The 14,358-nt window shown below is 70.6% G+C and carries 14 protein-coding genes; 4 read left to right on the top strand and 10 right to left on the bottom strand.

Annotation, left to right across the window (positions count from 1 at the left end):
• Positions 1-11 precede the first annotated feature (11 nt).
• From D7V80_RS24470 to D7V80_RS24445, 6 genes are all read right to left on the bottom strand, one after another.
• Positions 12-863: a biotin-dependent carboxyltransferase family protein gene (locus D7V80_RS24470; protein WP_120590462.1), complete on the bottom strand. Its 852-nt coding sequence runs from the start codon at positions 861-863 to the stop codon at positions 12-14.
• The gene (locus tag D7V80_RS24465) at positions 860-2,149 is read right to left on the bottom strand and encodes a LamB/YcsF family protein (protein WP_120590461.1); all 1,290 of its coding nucleotides are present in this window, start codon (positions 2,147-2,149) and stop codon (positions 860-862) included. The genes D7V80_RS24470 and D7V80_RS24465 overlap by 4 nt, the downstream gene beginning before the upstream one ends.
• Before the next feature lie 26 nt (positions 2,150-2,175).
• Positions 2,176-2,868, bottom strand: a complete 693-nt coding sequence (locus D7V80_RS24460) for a histidine phosphatase family protein (RefSeq protein WP_120590460.1) — start codon at positions 2,866-2,868, stop codon at positions 2,176-2,178.
• 1 nt (position 2,869) lies between these two features.
• Positions 2,870-3,949: a phosphotransferase family protein gene (locus D7V80_RS24455; RefSeq protein WP_120590459.1), complete on the bottom strand. Its 1,080-nt coding sequence runs from the start codon at positions 3,947-3,949 to the stop codon at positions 2,870-2,872.
• 2 nt (positions 3,950-3,951) lie between these two features.
• A complete protein-coding gene (locus D7V80_RS24450) occupies positions 3,952-5,190 on the bottom strand; it encodes an acyl-CoA dehydrogenase family protein (RefSeq protein WP_120590458.1) in 1,239 nt (412 codons plus the stop codon).
• 82 nt (positions 5,191-5,272) lie between these two features.
• A complete protein-coding gene (locus D7V80_RS24445; RefSeq protein ID WP_233585679.1) occupies positions 5,273-5,992 on the bottom strand; it encodes a TetR/AcrR family transcriptional regulator in 720 nt (239 codons plus the stop codon).
• Positions 5,993-6,125: 133 nt separating this feature from the next.
• Between D7V80_RS24445 and D7V80_RS24440 the strand changes: the two genes are divergently transcribed.
• Positions 6,126-6,776, top strand: a complete 651-nt coding sequence (locus tag D7V80_RS24440) for a hypothetical protein (protein ID WP_120590456.1) — start codon at positions 6,126-6,128, stop codon at positions 6,774-6,776.
• Positions 6,777-6,834: 58 nt separating this feature from the next.
• Entirely contained in the window at positions 6,835-7,974 is a 1,140-nt protein-coding gene (locus D7V80_RS24435) for an aminotransferase class V-fold PLP-dependent enzyme (RefSeq protein WP_120590455.1), read from the top strand.
• Between the two features lie 31 nt (positions 7,975-8,005).
• On the opposite strand, the gene cysK is transcribed toward D7V80_RS24435, so the two are convergent.
• Together cysK and epsC are read right to left on the bottom strand one after the other, a co-directional pair.
• The gene (gene cysK / locus D7V80_RS24430) at positions 8,006-8,926 is read right to left on the bottom strand and encodes a cysteine synthase A (protein ID WP_120590454.1); all 921 of its coding nucleotides are present in this window, start codon (positions 8,924-8,926) and stop codon (positions 8,006-8,008) included.
• Between the two features lie 42 nt (positions 8,927-8,968).
• Complete coding sequence (gene epsC / locus D7V80_RS24425; RefSeq protein WP_120590453.1) at positions 8,969-9,814, bottom strand: serine O-acetyltransferase EpsC; 846 nt, start codon at positions 9,812-9,814, stop codon at positions 8,969-8,971.
• A 224-nt stretch (positions 9,815-10,038) separates the two neighbouring features.
• Between epsC and D7V80_RS24420 the strand changes: the two genes are divergently transcribed.
• Complete coding sequence (locus D7V80_RS24420; RefSeq protein ID WP_120590452.1) at positions 10,039-10,875, top strand: Fpg/Nei family DNA glycosylase; 837 nt, start codon at positions 10,039-10,041, stop codon at positions 10,873-10,875.
• Between the two features lie 20 nt (positions 10,876-10,895).
• Here the strand turns inward: D7V80_RS24420 and D7V80_RS24415 are convergent, their stop codons facing one another.
• Entirely contained in the window at positions 10,896-12,086 is a 1,191-nt protein-coding gene (locus tag D7V80_RS24415) for an alpha/beta hydrolase-fold protein (protein WP_158616696.1), read from the bottom strand.
• Between the two features lie 166 nt (positions 12,087-12,252).
• On the opposite strand from D7V80_RS24415, the gene D7V80_RS24410 reads away from it, so the two are divergent.
• Positions 12,253-13,896, top strand: coding sequence for an AMP-binding protein (locus tag D7V80_RS24410; protein ID WP_120590450.1), 1,644 nt, complete (start codon positions 12,253-12,255; stop codon positions 13,894-13,896).
• Here the strand turns inward: D7V80_RS24410 and D7V80_RS24405 are convergent.
• Positions 13,883-14,302, bottom strand: coding sequence for a TfoX/Sxy family protein (locus D7V80_RS24405; RefSeq protein WP_120590449.1), 420 nt, complete (start codon positions 14,300-14,302; stop codon positions 13,883-13,885). The two genes, D7V80_RS24410 and D7V80_RS24405, sit on opposite strands and share 14 nt — an antisense overlap.
• Positions 14,303-14,358 lie beyond the last annotated feature (56 nt).

The following is a 14,358-nucleotide window of genomic DNA, read 5'->3' as shown; positions in this document are numbered from 1 at the left end:
GGGTGGGTCCTTCAGGCGTCGCGAGCGACCTCCAGGGTCACGGCCTGGAAGCGCACCGGAGCGCCCGGGCGGCGGGCCCCCAGGCGGCCCCAGTCCGCGCGGATGACGGCGGCGATGAGGGGGTAGCCCCCGGTGGTGGGGTGGTCCGGGCCCATCACGATGGGCGTGCCGGAGAGGGTGACCTGGATGGCGCCGCGCACCATGGGACGGCAGGTGCCTCCGCCCTCGTCGCCGTGGGGCACGGGAGGTCCGTCCAGCCGCTGGCCCACGCGGTCGCTGGAGGGCGACACGGTGAAGGTGCTGCCCAGGAGCAGCGCCACGGCCGCGTCGCTGAAGCGGGAGGCATCCGGGCCCAGGAGCACGCGCAGCGGGGCGGCGGGGTCCAGGGCCTCCGTGAGACGTGACAGGTCGGCAGGGGAGGGGGCGGTGCCGGGAGGTCCCAGCGGGAGCCGGTCGCCAGTGCGCAGGGGACGGCCTTCCCAGCCGCCCAGGCGGGCCACCCACAGCGTGCCCTGGCCTCCGAGGACTTCAGGCACGGCGAGCGCGCCGTCCACGGCCACGTAGCGCACGGCATGCTGGGTGGGCGCGGGCACGGTGAGCGTGGCGCCGTCCTCAAGGAGGCTGGGGGCTTCGCCATCCACGGACACATGGATGTCGCGGCCCCGGGCGCGCAGCTCCATCCGGCCAAAGACTTCCAGCGCCGCGGCACCAGGTGCATTGCCCACCGCGCGGTTCGCCGCGGCGAGCAGCTCTGGCACCCACGCGCCGCCGGGCGGCACGCCGTGATGCATGACGCCGGGTCGCCCTCCGTCCTGCACGGTCGCGGGCGCGCCCAGTCCAGTGATTTCCAGCCACGCCGTCATGTCGCCACCCGCTCGAAGCGCACGCGGGCTCCCAGCTGGAGCTCCGTGCCGCGCTGGGGGTCGAAGGCGGTGAAGTCCAGCGCGGTGCCCACGAGGTTCCAGCCTCCCGGTGACGCGAATGGGTACACGCCCGTGCGCGTCCCGGCGATGCCCACCGCGAGCGCTGGCACCCGTGTGCGCGGCACCGGCAGCCGGGGACACGCGATGCTTGGATCCACGTCCCCCAGGTACGCGAAGCCCGGCAGGAAGCCCACGCAGCGCACCCGGTACTCGCGCGCCGTGTGGCGCCGCACCACTTCCTCCACCGTCAGGCCCGCGTGCTCGGCCACCTTCGCCAGGTCCTCGCCGTCGTAGCGCACGCGGATGCGGATGAGCGGATGCTCCACGTGCATGACCGGCGCCACGCGCAGCCGCGTCAGCACGAGCGCCGGGGACTCGGGCGGGGTCTCCGGATCGAAGTACACGCAGGCGTGGGACTCGGTGATGACCGCGTCCCGCACGCCCGGCAGCGCGGACAGGGCTTCGCGCGCCAAGCCCCGGTCCACCGACTCCGGCAACACCAGCCGCAACGCGCTGTCTCCCAGCGGCTCCGGCGGCTGCTCCAGCGCGTCCAGCATCGCGCGCACCTCGCGGGCCAGCACCACCGCGCCCGGCGTGTCGCCGTGCACGCACAGCGTGTCCACCGTGCCGCCCGTGGCCAGCCGCACCGTGTTCTCGCGCGCCTGACTCACGTCCGTCAGCACCGCGCCGGGCTGGCCGCGCGGAATCAATGAACCGTCCGGCAACGTGCCCCGGTCCGCGAAGCCCTCGCGCGCATACCCGAGCCCCGCCGCCCGCGCCGCGTCGCTCAACGCGCCGGTGCCGGGCCCCACGATCGTGACGTCCGTCCCCAGCGCCTCCACCACGCCATCCACCACCGCGCGCGCCAGCGCCGGGGACTTGTTGGCCGCGTGGTACAGCGCTCCATGCGGCTTCGCGTGCCGCACCGGAACGCCGCGCTCGCGGGACAGCACGGCCAGCTGTCCGCACTGCTCGGATACCTGCGCGCGCAGCACCTCTGGCGCCACGTCCAGCGCCTTGCGCCCGAAGTTCTCGCGGTCCGCGTAGGACGGATGCGCGCCCGCCAGCGTGCCGTGTCGTTCGCACAGCTCCAGCGCCCGCCGCATGGACGCCGCATCTCCCGCGTGGCCTCCGCAGGCGATGTTCGCCAGGTGCGCGAGCGCGTAGAGCTGTTCGTCTTCCCCGGGCAGCTCCCCCAGGTCGATGTTGAGCAGACACCGCGTCATGGGCTCACGCTACGCGAGCCCCCACCTCAGCGGTAGGTGATGAGCGCGCGGTGTTCGCCCTCGAAGTGTCCGTGCTCGTTGAGAGTCGACAGATACCTGCCCCGCTCGCTGTAGATGACCTTCGTGACTCCACAGTTCGCCAGCGTCCAGTTCGTCCGGAACGCGTGCTCATCCGGGATGCCCAGCAGGTCCTGGCTGATGGCCGTGATGGGGCCGCCGGAAGTGAACACCAGCGCCGTCCTGGAGGGCCCCAGCGAGGCCACGAGCGTCGCCAGCGCCTCCAGGCAGCGCGCCTTGAACGCGCTCCAGGACTCCCGGTACTCGCTGTCGTGTCCGCCCGCGACCCAGCGCCCCACGGCCTGGGTGAACAGGTCCTGATACGCGCGGCGAGGGTCCTTCGTCGCGGCCAGCTCTTCGCGCAGCACGGCGAAGTCCGCGTAGCGCGGCGTGTGCCGGTGCACGACCTCTTCGTGGTCGAACTCGTTGAACCCTGGCGTCCGCACGGGCGCAAGCTCAAGGCCCAGCGCCTGGAGGCACGCGTCCGCCGTCTCGCGGTGGCGCAGCAGGGTGCCCGTCACCACGGCGTCCACCTTCGGCAGCCGCGTGCGCAGCGCTTCACCCAGGACGCGCGCCTGCTGCACGCCCACGTCCGACAGCTTGTCGTAGTCCTTCGCGCCGAAGGACGCCTGGCCGTGGCGGATGAGGTAGAGCGCGCCCATTTCAGCCCCCCGCCTTCTTGATGAGCTGCCGGCAGCGGTAGGCCAGGTAGTTGACGATGAGCCAGTAGTTCTTGAACGCCGGGTTGCGCGTCTGCTTGTGGTGGTAGCGGTAGTAGATCTGCTGCGCGATGACCGCGAGCCGGAACACGCCGTAGACCTCGTAGAAGGTCCAGTTGGCGGGCTTCAGGCCGGTGCGCTCCAGGTAGTACGCCACCACCTCCTCGCGCGTGAGCATGCCGGGCAGGTCCGTGGGCTGACGGCGCGTCATGCGCAGGAAGGCGTCGTCATCCGCCTGGACCCAGTAGGCCAGCGTGTTGCCCAGGTCCATCAGCGGGTCGCCCAGCGTGGCCATCTCCCAGTCCAGCACCCCGATGACCTGCGTGGGGTCCTCCGGCTTGAGCACCACGTTGTCGAAGCGCCAGTCGTTGTGGATGATGCACGTCTTGATGTCCGGCGGGACGTGCGCGGCCAGCCACTCGCGCGTGCGCGTCATCCGGGGCACGTTCCAGGTGAGCGCCTTCTCGTAGCGGTCGGACCAGCCGGAGATCTGCCGCTGCGGATAGCCCGGCCCCTTGCCCAGCGACTGGAGGCCCACCGACTGCGCGTCCACGCCGTGCAGCGCGATGAGCTGATCCACCACGTTGAGGCAAAGCTGGCGCGTGCGGGTCTTGTCCAGGTTCAGCCCCTTGGGCAGGTGCTTGCGCGGGATGAGGCCGGGGATGCGCTCCATCACGTAGAACTCCGCGCCCAGCACGGCCGGGTCCTGGCACAGCCCCACCATGGTGGGCACCACCGGGTACACGGGCTTGAGCGCCTGCTGCACCGTGTACTCGCGCGACATGTCGTGCGCGGACTTCGCCTTGGTGCCCGAGGGCGGCCTGCGCAGGATGAGGTCGCGGTTCTCGTACTTGAGCCGGTAGGTCCAGTTGGAGGCGCCGCCCGTGTACTGCGTCACCTCCGGCGTGCCCTGGAGCGAGGGCACCTGGGCCTTCAGCCACGCGTCCACCGCGGGCACGTCCAGCGCCTCGCCGGAGCGCACGGCCTTGCCCTCGTCCAGGGGGATGGAGACCGAAGCCGTCATGTTCAACCTCCCTTGCTGAAGCCGCGCTTGGCGAGCTCGATGCGGGTGATGACGCCCTTGTGCACTTCGTCCGGGCCGTCCGCGATGCGCAGGCTGCGCGCCTGGGCGAAGAAGCCCGCGAGCGGCGTGTCGCGAGACACCCCCGCGCCGCCGTGCACCTGGATGGCGTCGTCCACCACCTTCTGGAGCACGTTGGGCGCCACGACCTTGATGGCCGAAATCTCCGTCATCGCGCCCAGCGCGCCCACGTCATCCAGCTTCCACGCCGCGTACAGCGTGAGCAGGCGCGCCTGGTCGATGGCGATGCGCGCCTCCGCCACGCGCTCGCGGTTGCCGCCCAGGTTGATCAGCGGCTTGCCGAACGCGGTGCGGCCCATGCCCCGGTCGATCATCAGCTCCAGCGCCCGCTCCGCCGCGCCAATGCAGCGCATGCAGTGGTGGATGCGGCCCGGGCCCAGGCGGCCCTGCGCGATCTCGAAGCCCATGCCCGGCCCGGAGATGAGCGCGGACACCGGCAGCCGCACGTCGTGGAAGTGCACCTCGCCGTGGCCGTGCGGGGCGTCATGGTCGCCGTACACGGGCAGCATGCGGATGATCTCCACGCCCGGCGCGTCCATGGGCACCAGCACCATGGAGTGCTGGTGGTGGCGGTCCGCGCCCGCCTGCGACGTGCGGCCCATGAAGATGGCCACCTTCGCGTTGGGGTGGCCCAGGCCGCTGGACCACCACTTCTTGCCGTTGAGGACCACGTGGTCGCCGTCCACCTCGGCGGTGGCCTGCATGTTGGTGGCGTCCGACGACGCCGCGTCCGGCTCCGTCATGCAGAACACCGAGCGGATGTCGCCCGCGAGCAGCGGCTTCAGCCACTGCTCCTGCTGCTCCGGAGAGCCGTAGCGCCACAGCACCTCCATGTTGCCGGTGTCCGGGGCGCTGCAGTTGAAGACCTCCGGCGCCATGAAGCTGCGGCCCATCTGCTCCGCGAGCGGCGCGTACTCCAGCGTGCTCAGCCCCGCGCCCAGCTTCGCGTCCGGGAGGAAGAGGTTCCACAGCCCTTCCGCCTTCGCGCGGGCCTTGAGCTCCACCATCACGGGCGGCACCTTCCACTGGCGCCAGTCGCCACCGGCCTCCATCGCATGCAGGGCCTGGAGGTACTCGGCCTCCACCGGCTCGATGTGGTCAGCCATGAAGCGCTTCACGCGCTCCAGGTATTCGGTCGTCCTGGCGGAGGGCTGGAAGTCCATGCGAGGCATCCTGCGCCCCGCCGGGTTGGCGATGCCACTGAATGTTGAACGTCTGTTCTGGGGCTGGCGCTGGCCGCTGCCTTCAGCGGCGGCGAGGGCCCGGCGTCTTGCGCGCGCGTGGCGAGCGCGCACCGCGACGGCCCTGGGCCTTCGGCTTGCGCGCGGGCGCGCGGGGCGGGGCGGGCTGCTCGATGCTCGCGAGCATGATCCGCCGCAGCAGCGCGTACACGGGCAGCGGGTCGAAGCTCTTGTCCAACTGGTGGTGCAGCGCGAGCCCGTCCACGCACGCCTTGATGATGACCGCGTAGTGCAGGTCCTCGGCGGTGGGGGCCGTATCGTGGCCCGTGCGCACGTGCGCCACGGTGCGGGCGATCTCCTCGTCGCCCTGGCCCAGGAGCTGCGCGACGGCGGGCGTCAGCTCCCGGTTGCGCAGGCCCAGCGCGAACAGCTCGTAACGCAACCGGCACGTGCCCGGCGCGTCCGTGGCCAGCTTCTCGCCCCAGGCGAAGGCCGTCTGCGCCAGCTCCTCCGCCGGGGTCTGCGCGCGCAGCCGCTCCAGCTCCGACAGGTACTGCCGGCTCGCCTCCTGGGTGACGGCCAGCAGCAGCGCGTCCTTGCTGCCGAAGTAGTAGTGCACCAGGCCCTGGTTCACCCCGGCCTCGCGCGCCACCTCCTTCACCGTGGCGGCGTCGTAGCCGCGCTCCCCCAACACGCGCTGGCCGGCGGCGATGAGGCGCGCTCGGGCGTCAGGCTCCGGAGCAGCGGGGGGAGGCGGCGTCTTGCCACGGCGGGGGGATGGCATCCCAGACCCATAGGGCACCGCCTCCCACCCCCGCAAGGCCGGCGTCCGCTCGTCGCCTTGACATCCCGCGTTGTCAGTCTTAGTTGGTCGTGTGACTAAATTAGTCGTCCGGCTAAACCGAAGGAGACGGGCCATGCGAGTCGAGTCCAGGCGGTCGATGCAGTGGGTGAAGGCGGTGGCGGTGGGTGCGGCGTTGGTGTCGGTGCCGGCGATGGCCCAGGACATGGCGTCCTCGTCCACGGGGCAGGAGCAGCAGCGGCGCGGGGCGTTCCTGCTGGAGCTGCAGCCGCCCGCGCTGGACGGCTCGCTGTACGGCATCCGGGCGGAGGTCGCGCCGTCGAGGGACTCGCGATTTGCGTTCGGCCTCTTGGGGCGCGCGGGCGGGTGGAACCGGTCGCTGGGCGCGAAGGCGCGCTTCAGCAACGTGGGCAGCGCCGACGTGAAGCTCAACTTCGGCGTGGGCGTGGACAGCCGCTACACGCTGGCCTTCCTGGCGGACGGCACGGTGCGTCCGTTCGTGGGGATGACGCTGGGCCTGGAGGAGTTCGTCGCGCGCCCGGACGGCGCGGCGATGCCGGACCGCAAGGACTACACGACGACGGCCTTCCTGGAGTCGACGCTGGGCGTGATGTGGCGGCCGGGCTCCGGACGGGTGGGCCTGTCGGCTCGGGCGGGCCCGGGCTTCACCTTCACGGACGTGCGCGAGCTCCAGGTGGGCAACAGCAACCTGGGCCTGCGCACGGTGTACCCCACGGCGTCGCTGGGCCTGCTGGTCGTCCTGTAGTCGACGGGGCTTGCGGAGCGTGCCGTGCGCGGTGGATGGGGGGCTACACTCGCCACCCATGAGTGCCCCGTTCGAGTCCTACCGCGCCGAGTTCCCCGTCCTGAAGGAACAGCTCTACCTCAACCACGCCGGGGTCGCGCCCACGAGCACGCGCGCCGCCGCCGCGGTGAAGGCCTGGATGGACGACGTGGTGAATCACGGCGTCCTCCATGAGCGCGGCTGGGAGGCCCAGAGCGAGAAGGTGCGCGGGCTCGCCGCGCGCATCATCGGCGCGTCACCGGAGGAGGTGGCCTTCGTGCGCAACACCAGCCACGGCCTGGGGCTGGTGGCGGAAGGCCTGGACTGGCAACCCGGAGACGAGGTCGCCGTCGCCACGAGCCTCGAGTATCCCTCCAACGTCTACCCGTGGCTGCACTTGAAGAACCGGGGCGTGGAGGTCCGTGAGATTCCCACGCCGGATGGCGGCGTGACGCCGGAGGCGGTGGCGTCCGTGCTCACTCCGCGCACGCGGCTGGTGGCGGTGTCGTCGGTGCAGTTCGCCACCGGCCACCGCACGGACCTGGATGCGCTGGGCGCATTGTGTGAGCGCTCGGGCGTGCTCTTGTGCGTGGACGGCATCCAGAGCGTGGGCTGCATCCCGGTGGACGTGAAGAAGAGCCGCGTGCACTTCCTCAGCGCGGACAGCCACAAGTGGATGCTGGGCATCTCCGGCATCGGCTTCCTGTACGTGGCGAAGGACGTGCTGCCGCGCGTGCGGCCCGCGCTGGTGGGCTGGCGCAGCACCACCGACGCGTGGAACTTCAATCGCTCGCACTTCGAGCTGCGCCCGGACGCGGCGAAGTTCGAGGAGGGCAGCGCCGCGTACCCCGGCATCTACGCGATGGGCGCCGCATTGGAATTGCTGCTGGAGGTGGGGACGGACGCCATCGGCGCGCGGATTGGCGAGCTGCTGGCCCAGCTGGACGCGGGCCTGCGCGGCCTGGGCTGCGACGTGGGCCCCGAGCCGAAGGACCGCGCGGGCATCCTCACCTTCCTGCCGCCGGGCGCGGACGTCCGGGCGCTCAGCGCGTACCTGGCGGAGAAGACGGTGTCCCACTCCGTCCGGCGCGGGCGCATCCGCCTGTCGCCGCACTTCTACAACACGCCCGAGGAGATGGACCGGCTGGTGGAGCTGGTGCGCGCGTACCGGCCCGGGTGAGGCGTTCCACCCGGACCGGGGTGCACGACGGCTACTGCGCGGGGAAGAGGTTCTCCACGGAGAGGTAGCGCTCGCCGGTGTCGTAGCAGAAGGCGAGCACGCGGCTGCCGTCCGGCATCTCCGCCAGCTTCTGGTTCACCGCGGACAGCGCGGCGCCGGAGGACACGCCCACGAAGATGCCCTCCTCGCGCGCGGCGCGGCGGGTGAACTCGTAGGCGTCCTTCTCATCCACCTGGACGGTGCCGTCGAGGATGTCCGTGTGCAGGTTCTTCGGGATGAAGCCCGCGCCCAGGCCCTGGATGGGGTGCGGGCCCGGCTGGCCGCCGCTGATGACGGGGGACTTCACCGGCTCCACCGCGAGCACCTTCAGCTTGGGCCACTTCGCCTTGAGCACCTCGCCGCACGCGGTGATGTGGCCGCCGGTGCCCACGCCCGTGATGAGGTAGTCCAGCCCCTCCGGGAAGTCGTTCAGGATTTCCTGCGCGGTGGTGCGCTTGTGGATCTCGATGTTGGACTCGTTCTCGAACTGCTGCGGCATCCACGCGTTGGGCGTCTGCGCGACGAGCTCCTGGGCGCGGGCGATGGCGCCCTTCATGCCCTTGGCGCGCTCCGTCAGGTCGAACTGGGCGCCGTAGGCGGCGAGCACGCGGCGGCGCTCGATGCTCATGGACTCCGGCATCACCAGGATGAGCTTGTAGCCCTTCACCGCGGCGACCATGGCCAGGCCGATGCCGGTGTTGCCGCTCGTCGGCTCGATGATGACGCTGCCTTCCTTGAGGAGGCCTTTCTTCTCCGCGTCTTCAATCATCGCCAGGCCGATGCGGTCCTTGATGCTGCCGCCCGGGTTGGCGCGCTCCAGCTTCAGGTGCACCGTCACGCGCGACGGGTACAGCCGGTTGATGCGCACGTGCGGCGTGTTGCCAATGGTCTGCAGGATGTTGTCGACCTTCATGGCGTCTCCTGTGAATGGGAACGGGCACTGCGTGGGGAAGACTCAAATCTGGTAGTCGAGGACGTCCAGGCCCTCTTCGCCGTGGCGCGCGCGCACCTCGCTGCGGCGGGTGACGACGGACTTGGCGGGCACGCTCTGCGTGAGCCACGCGTTGCCGGCGATGATGCTGCCCTTGCCCACCACCGTGCCGCCTCCGAGGATGGTGGCGTTCGCGTACACCACGACGTCGTCCTCGATGGTGGGGTGGCGCTTCTTGTCCGCCAGCGCCTTCTCCACCATCAGCGCGCCCAGCGTGACGCCCTGGTAGAGCTTCACGTTGTCGCCAATCACCGTCGTCTCGCCAATGACCAGGCCCGTGCCGTGGTCGATGACGAACTTGCGGCCGATGGTGGCGCCCGGGTGGATGTCCACGCCGGTGCGCTGGTGGGCGTACTCGGTGAGCAGGCGCGGCAGCAGGGGGAAGTTCAGCCGGTGCAGCGCGTTCGCCACGCGGTAGATGGCGATGGCGTAGAAGCCCGGGTAGGTGAGGACGACTTCGTCCACGCTGCGCGCGGCGGGGTCCGCTTCGAAGATGGCGCGCGCGTCCTGCTGGAGCCACTCATAGAGGTCCGGCAGCTTCGCCATGAAGCGCGACGCCATGCCCGCGTCCGAGACGGGGTAGTGCGGCGCGAGCAGCGTCTGGATGCGCTGGAGGCTCGCCTCCACGGCGGTGACGTCCCGGCGCACGGCGGCGGCGTTGCACTCCAGCCGCTCCGCGAAGTGGGGGAAGAGCAGCCCCAGCACCTGCGCGACGAACTCCGGCGCCGCCTTGCGCACGTCCGGGGGGAAGCAGTGGCGCTGCCGCGCCTCCAGCAGGGTGGCAACCAGTCGGGCGTTCGGATCGTCCATGGGGCGTTGCGTCAGAATAACGTGCTGTGACGGTGTTTTCTTTGTTTCCGGCGCCGGAAAGGCTGATGGCGGCGGGATTGGGCTTTTTCCGGCGCCCCGGGGCGTAACGGCTGGGGTCTGGACGTGGATGCCGTTGGCGGGAAAACGTCGCGGATGCCCGGTCGTCCAGGGGCCGGGATGCGGTGCGCCACGGCGACGCGGGGCGGCGGGGATTACCCAGGGGGATGCCTGAGGGTCACAGCATCCACCGGGTCGCCCGGGTCCACCGACGCTGGCTGGTGGGGCGGCGGTTCACGGCCGATTCACCCCAGGGCCGGGGCGAGGTGGCGCACGGGGTGTCCGGACGGGCGTTGCTGAACGTGGATGCGCACGGCAAGCACCTGTTCCACACGTTCGAAGGGGACGTGCGGCTGCACATCCACCTGGGGCTCTTCGGGCGCATCCGTCACTTCCGGAACGACGCGCCAAAGCCGTCCACGGCGTGCCGGCTGCGGCTGACTTCGGACGGGGCGACGCTGCACCTGTCGGGGCCGTCTGCGTGCGAGCTGTTGTCGCTGGAAGAAGAGGCCGCGTTGCGCGCGAGGCTGGGTGAGGATCCGCTGCGCGTGGATGCGTCACCGGACCGGGCGCATGCGCGGCTGACGCGGGGGCGGATGCCGCTGGCGCAGGCGCTGCTGGACCAGGGACGCATCGCGGGCGTGGGGAACATCGTGCGGGCGGAGGCGCTGTTCGTCGCGAAGCTGCCGCCGCTGTTGCCCGCGTGTGAGTTGGAGCGGGACGCGTTCGACCGGTTGTGGGGCGCGATGCGCGCGCTGTTGCAGGACGGCGTGCGCGACGGGCTCATCGTCACGCCGGGGGCGCCGCCGCTGCCATCGCCCGGACGCAAGCGGGCGGAGCGCTTCTGCGTGTACAGCCGCGCGGGCCTGCCATGCCCTCGCTGTGGCGCGAAGGTGACGGGGCAGGTGCTTGCGGCACGCACGCTCTACTTCTGCGCCGCGTGCCAGGGCGTGGACCGCGTGCGGCGGCCACGCCGGAAGCCGGTTTTCGCTCCTGCCCCTTGAGCCTCCTGGCCCTCCGTCGCTCAGGGCGCGGGCTGCGCGGCGAGCCGGGCGCGGAGCGCGTCCGCGTGCTTCTGGTAGTGCGGCAGGTCCGGGTCCCGATGCTCGCGTGCCAGTGAGACGGCGCGCTCGCAATGCGTCAGGGCCTCCTGGAGACGTCCCGCCGCTTCCAGGGCATCCGCCAGGCTGTCGTGCGCGTTGCCGGAGTCAGGGTGGAGCGAGACGTTGCGCTCGAAGGCGGCGATCGCCTGGGGAAGACGCTTGCCCTTCAGGTGGTGATAGCCCACCTGGTTGAACAGGAGCTCCTGGGGCACCACCGGATAGCCCACGCGCTTGGACAGCCCTGCGTAGTGCGCCTCCAGGCGCGCCAGGTCTCCGGTCAGCTGGAGCTTTTCGGGGACCTTCCAGCCGTTGAAGAGGAAGCGCAGCCCTTCGTACGTCCCGATGTGCGGGAGGCTCGCGTGGTCGTCCTGTCCGCGCAGTTCGTCGTAGCGCCACGTGAGGTTCGCGGACTTTCGCCTGCGCAGTTCCTGGGTGAGCGTGCGAAGGCGGGCGACGTTGGGCGTCTCCTCCGCGTCCTCGTACAGGTACAGCGCGCGGCCCGGCGCGGCGAGACGCGTGAAGGCCTCCGGCGCGGTGCGCAGCAGTTCACTGGAGTTCCATTGGATGGACGGGCTGATGGCCACGTAGGCGTTGAAGCTCTCCGGCTTGTGCGTGAGGACGTGCATCGCGAAGAGGCCGCCGAACGAGTGGCCCACGAGGATCCGGTAGGGCTGCGTGCGGTAGCGCGCCTCCACGGCAGGGGCGAGCTCCTCGGTGAAGAAGCGCAGGAAGGTGTCCGCATGGCCTGCCGTGGGCGCGACCTCGGAGAGCAACCGGCCGTCATCGACGCGCTCCGTCTTGGAGAACGGCGGGGTGAGATCGCGGTCGCGGTCCGTCGTGTTGGGGACCCCGACGACGATCAGCTCCGGGAGGTGCCGCGTCCGTGCCAGGAACTCCACCATGCCGGCGACGTGGACGAAGTGCGTCTCCGCGTCCAGCACGTAGAGCACCGGGTATCGCTCGGTGGGAGCGGCCTCGTAGCCGCCGGGGAGGTGGATCATCAGCGGCCGCTCCTCCCCCAGGACCTTGGAGGTCAGCGTGATGCGGGTGCCGACGACGATGGGCGTCTCCCCGGCCGCGAGGGCCGCGCTCCCATGAAGGACGGACAGCAAGGCGAAGCTCCACAACCCACGGCAGAGCAACTGCGACAGGCGCATGTGAATCCCCCGGGAAAGCCCACGACCGTAGCGAGTGCGTCGGCGGGTACAAGCGGACAGCCGGAGGCCCTGCTCCCCGCTGACGCTTGCCCACCCGGGGCACCCTGGGGACGATGAGGTCATGATGACCGCCCTGTCCTATGCCCATGGCACCAGCACCACCCCGCTGCTGGGGGAGACCATCGGTCAGAACCTGCGCCGCACCGTCGAGCGTTACGGTGACCGCGAGGCGCTGGTGGTGGCCTCTCAGAACTACCGCGTCACCTGGCGGCAGTTCTGGGACGCGACGACGGCGGTGGCCAAGGGCCTGCTGGCGCTGGGCATCCAGAAGGGGGACCGGGTGGGGCTCTGGTCGCCCAATCGCTTCGAATGGACGGTGTCGCAGTACGCGCTCGCGCGCACGGGCGCCATCCTGGTCAACCTGAACCCGGCCTACCGCACGTCGGAGCTGGAGTATGCGCTCAACCAGGCGGGCGTGAGCGTGCTGCTGCTGGCGAAGGGCTTCCGGCAGACGGACTACACCCAGATGCTGGCGGAGGTGCGGCCCCGGTGCGCGGGCCTGCGCGAGGCGCTGGTGCTGGACTCGGATTGGGACCGGCTGGTGAAGGGCGGCGCGAGCATGGGTGACGACGTGCTGGAGGCGCGCGAGCTGTCGCTCCAGTTCGATGACCCCATCAACATCCAGTACACGTCCGGCACCACGGGCTTCCCGAAGGGCGCGACGCTGTCTCACCACAACGTGCTCAACAACGGCTTCTTCGTGGGCGAGGTGCTGCGCTACGGACCGGAGGACCGCGTGTGCATTCCGGTGCCCTTCTACCATTGCTTCGGCATGGTGATGGGCAACCTGGCCTGCACGTCGCACGGCTCGGCCATGGTGATTCCGGGCGAGGCGTTCGACCCGCTGGCGGTGCTTCAAACGGTGCAGGCCGAGCGCTGTACGTCGCTCTACGGCGTGCCCACGATGTTCATCGCGGAGCTGGACCACCCGCGCTTTGGCGAGTTCGACCTGCGCACGCTGCGCACCGGCATCATGGCGGGCTCGCCGTGTCCGGTGGAGGTGATGAAGCAGGTGCAGTCGCGGATGCACATGGGGGAGGTCACCATCTGCTACGGCATGACGGAGACGTCGCCCGTGTCCACGCAGAACCCGCTGGATGACACGCTGGAGAAGCGCGTGGCCACGGTGGGCCGCGTGCATCCGCACCTGGAGGTGAAGGTGGTGGATCCGGACTCGGGCGCGGTGGTGCCGCTGGGGCAGCCGGGGGAGCTGTGCACGCGCGGCTACAGCGTGATGCTCGGGTACTGGGAGAACGCGGCGGCCACGGCGGCGGCCATCGACCGGGCGGGGTGGATGCACACCGGTGACCTGGCGACCATGGACGGGGAGGGCTACGTCAAGATTGTCGGCCGCATCAAGGACATGATCATCCGGGGCGGCGAGAACGTGTACCCGCGCGAGGTGGAGGAGTTCCTCCACACGCACCCGGACATCTCCGAAGCGCAGGTCATCGGCGTGCCCAGCGTGAAGTACGGCGAGGAGGTGATGGCGTGGGTGCGCTTGAAGTCCGGCGCCTCGCTCACGCCGGAGACGCTGACGGCGTTCTGCACGGGCCGCATCTCCACGTTCAAGATTCCCCGCCACTGGAAGTTCGTGGACAGCTTCCCGATGACGGTCACCGGCAAGGTGCAGAAGTTCCGCATGCGCGAGGTGTCCATCGCCGAGCTGGGGCTCGGCGACGTGGCCAACATCAGGACCGCCTGACGGGCTTCTTCTTCGCGGCGGGCTTCTTCTTCGCGGCAGGCTTCTTGGCTACTGGAGCCTTCTTCGCGGCCTTCTTCATCGCGGCGCGGTTGGAGGCCTCCACGGCGCGGCGGGCCCAGGGCAGCAGCCGGCGGCCGTCGTCCTCGGCGTCCGCGGGCGGCGTCCAGTAGCTCATGGGCTGCTCCTTGCCGCGGCTCTGGTAGATGAAGGGCCGGCAGCCCTCGGCCTCGAAGGCGGGGCGGGTGACGTCGTCCGTCTTCAGGTAGAGCTGGCCCTGGATGATGAGGCCGAACATCCGGCCGCCGAAGTACAGGCCCCAACCACCGAACATCGAGCGGGCCTGCACCGGGCCAAGCGGCTCCAGCAGTTCGACCGTGTACTCCACGAAGCTGTCCATACGGGGCATGGGCGAAGTCCTCCGGACGCTGGACTCTAGCGGCCTGGACGCACGGCGGGCGTCTT

Origin of the sequence: Corallococcus sp. CA054B (genome assembly GCF_003611625.1) — a bacterium.
Lineage (GTDB): Bacteria > Myxococcota > Myxococcia > Myxococcales > Myxococcaceae > Corallococcus > Corallococcus coralloides.
The sequence above is the reverse complement of the archived record's forward strand: the minus strand, read 5'-3'. Positions and strand labels throughout refer to the sequence as shown.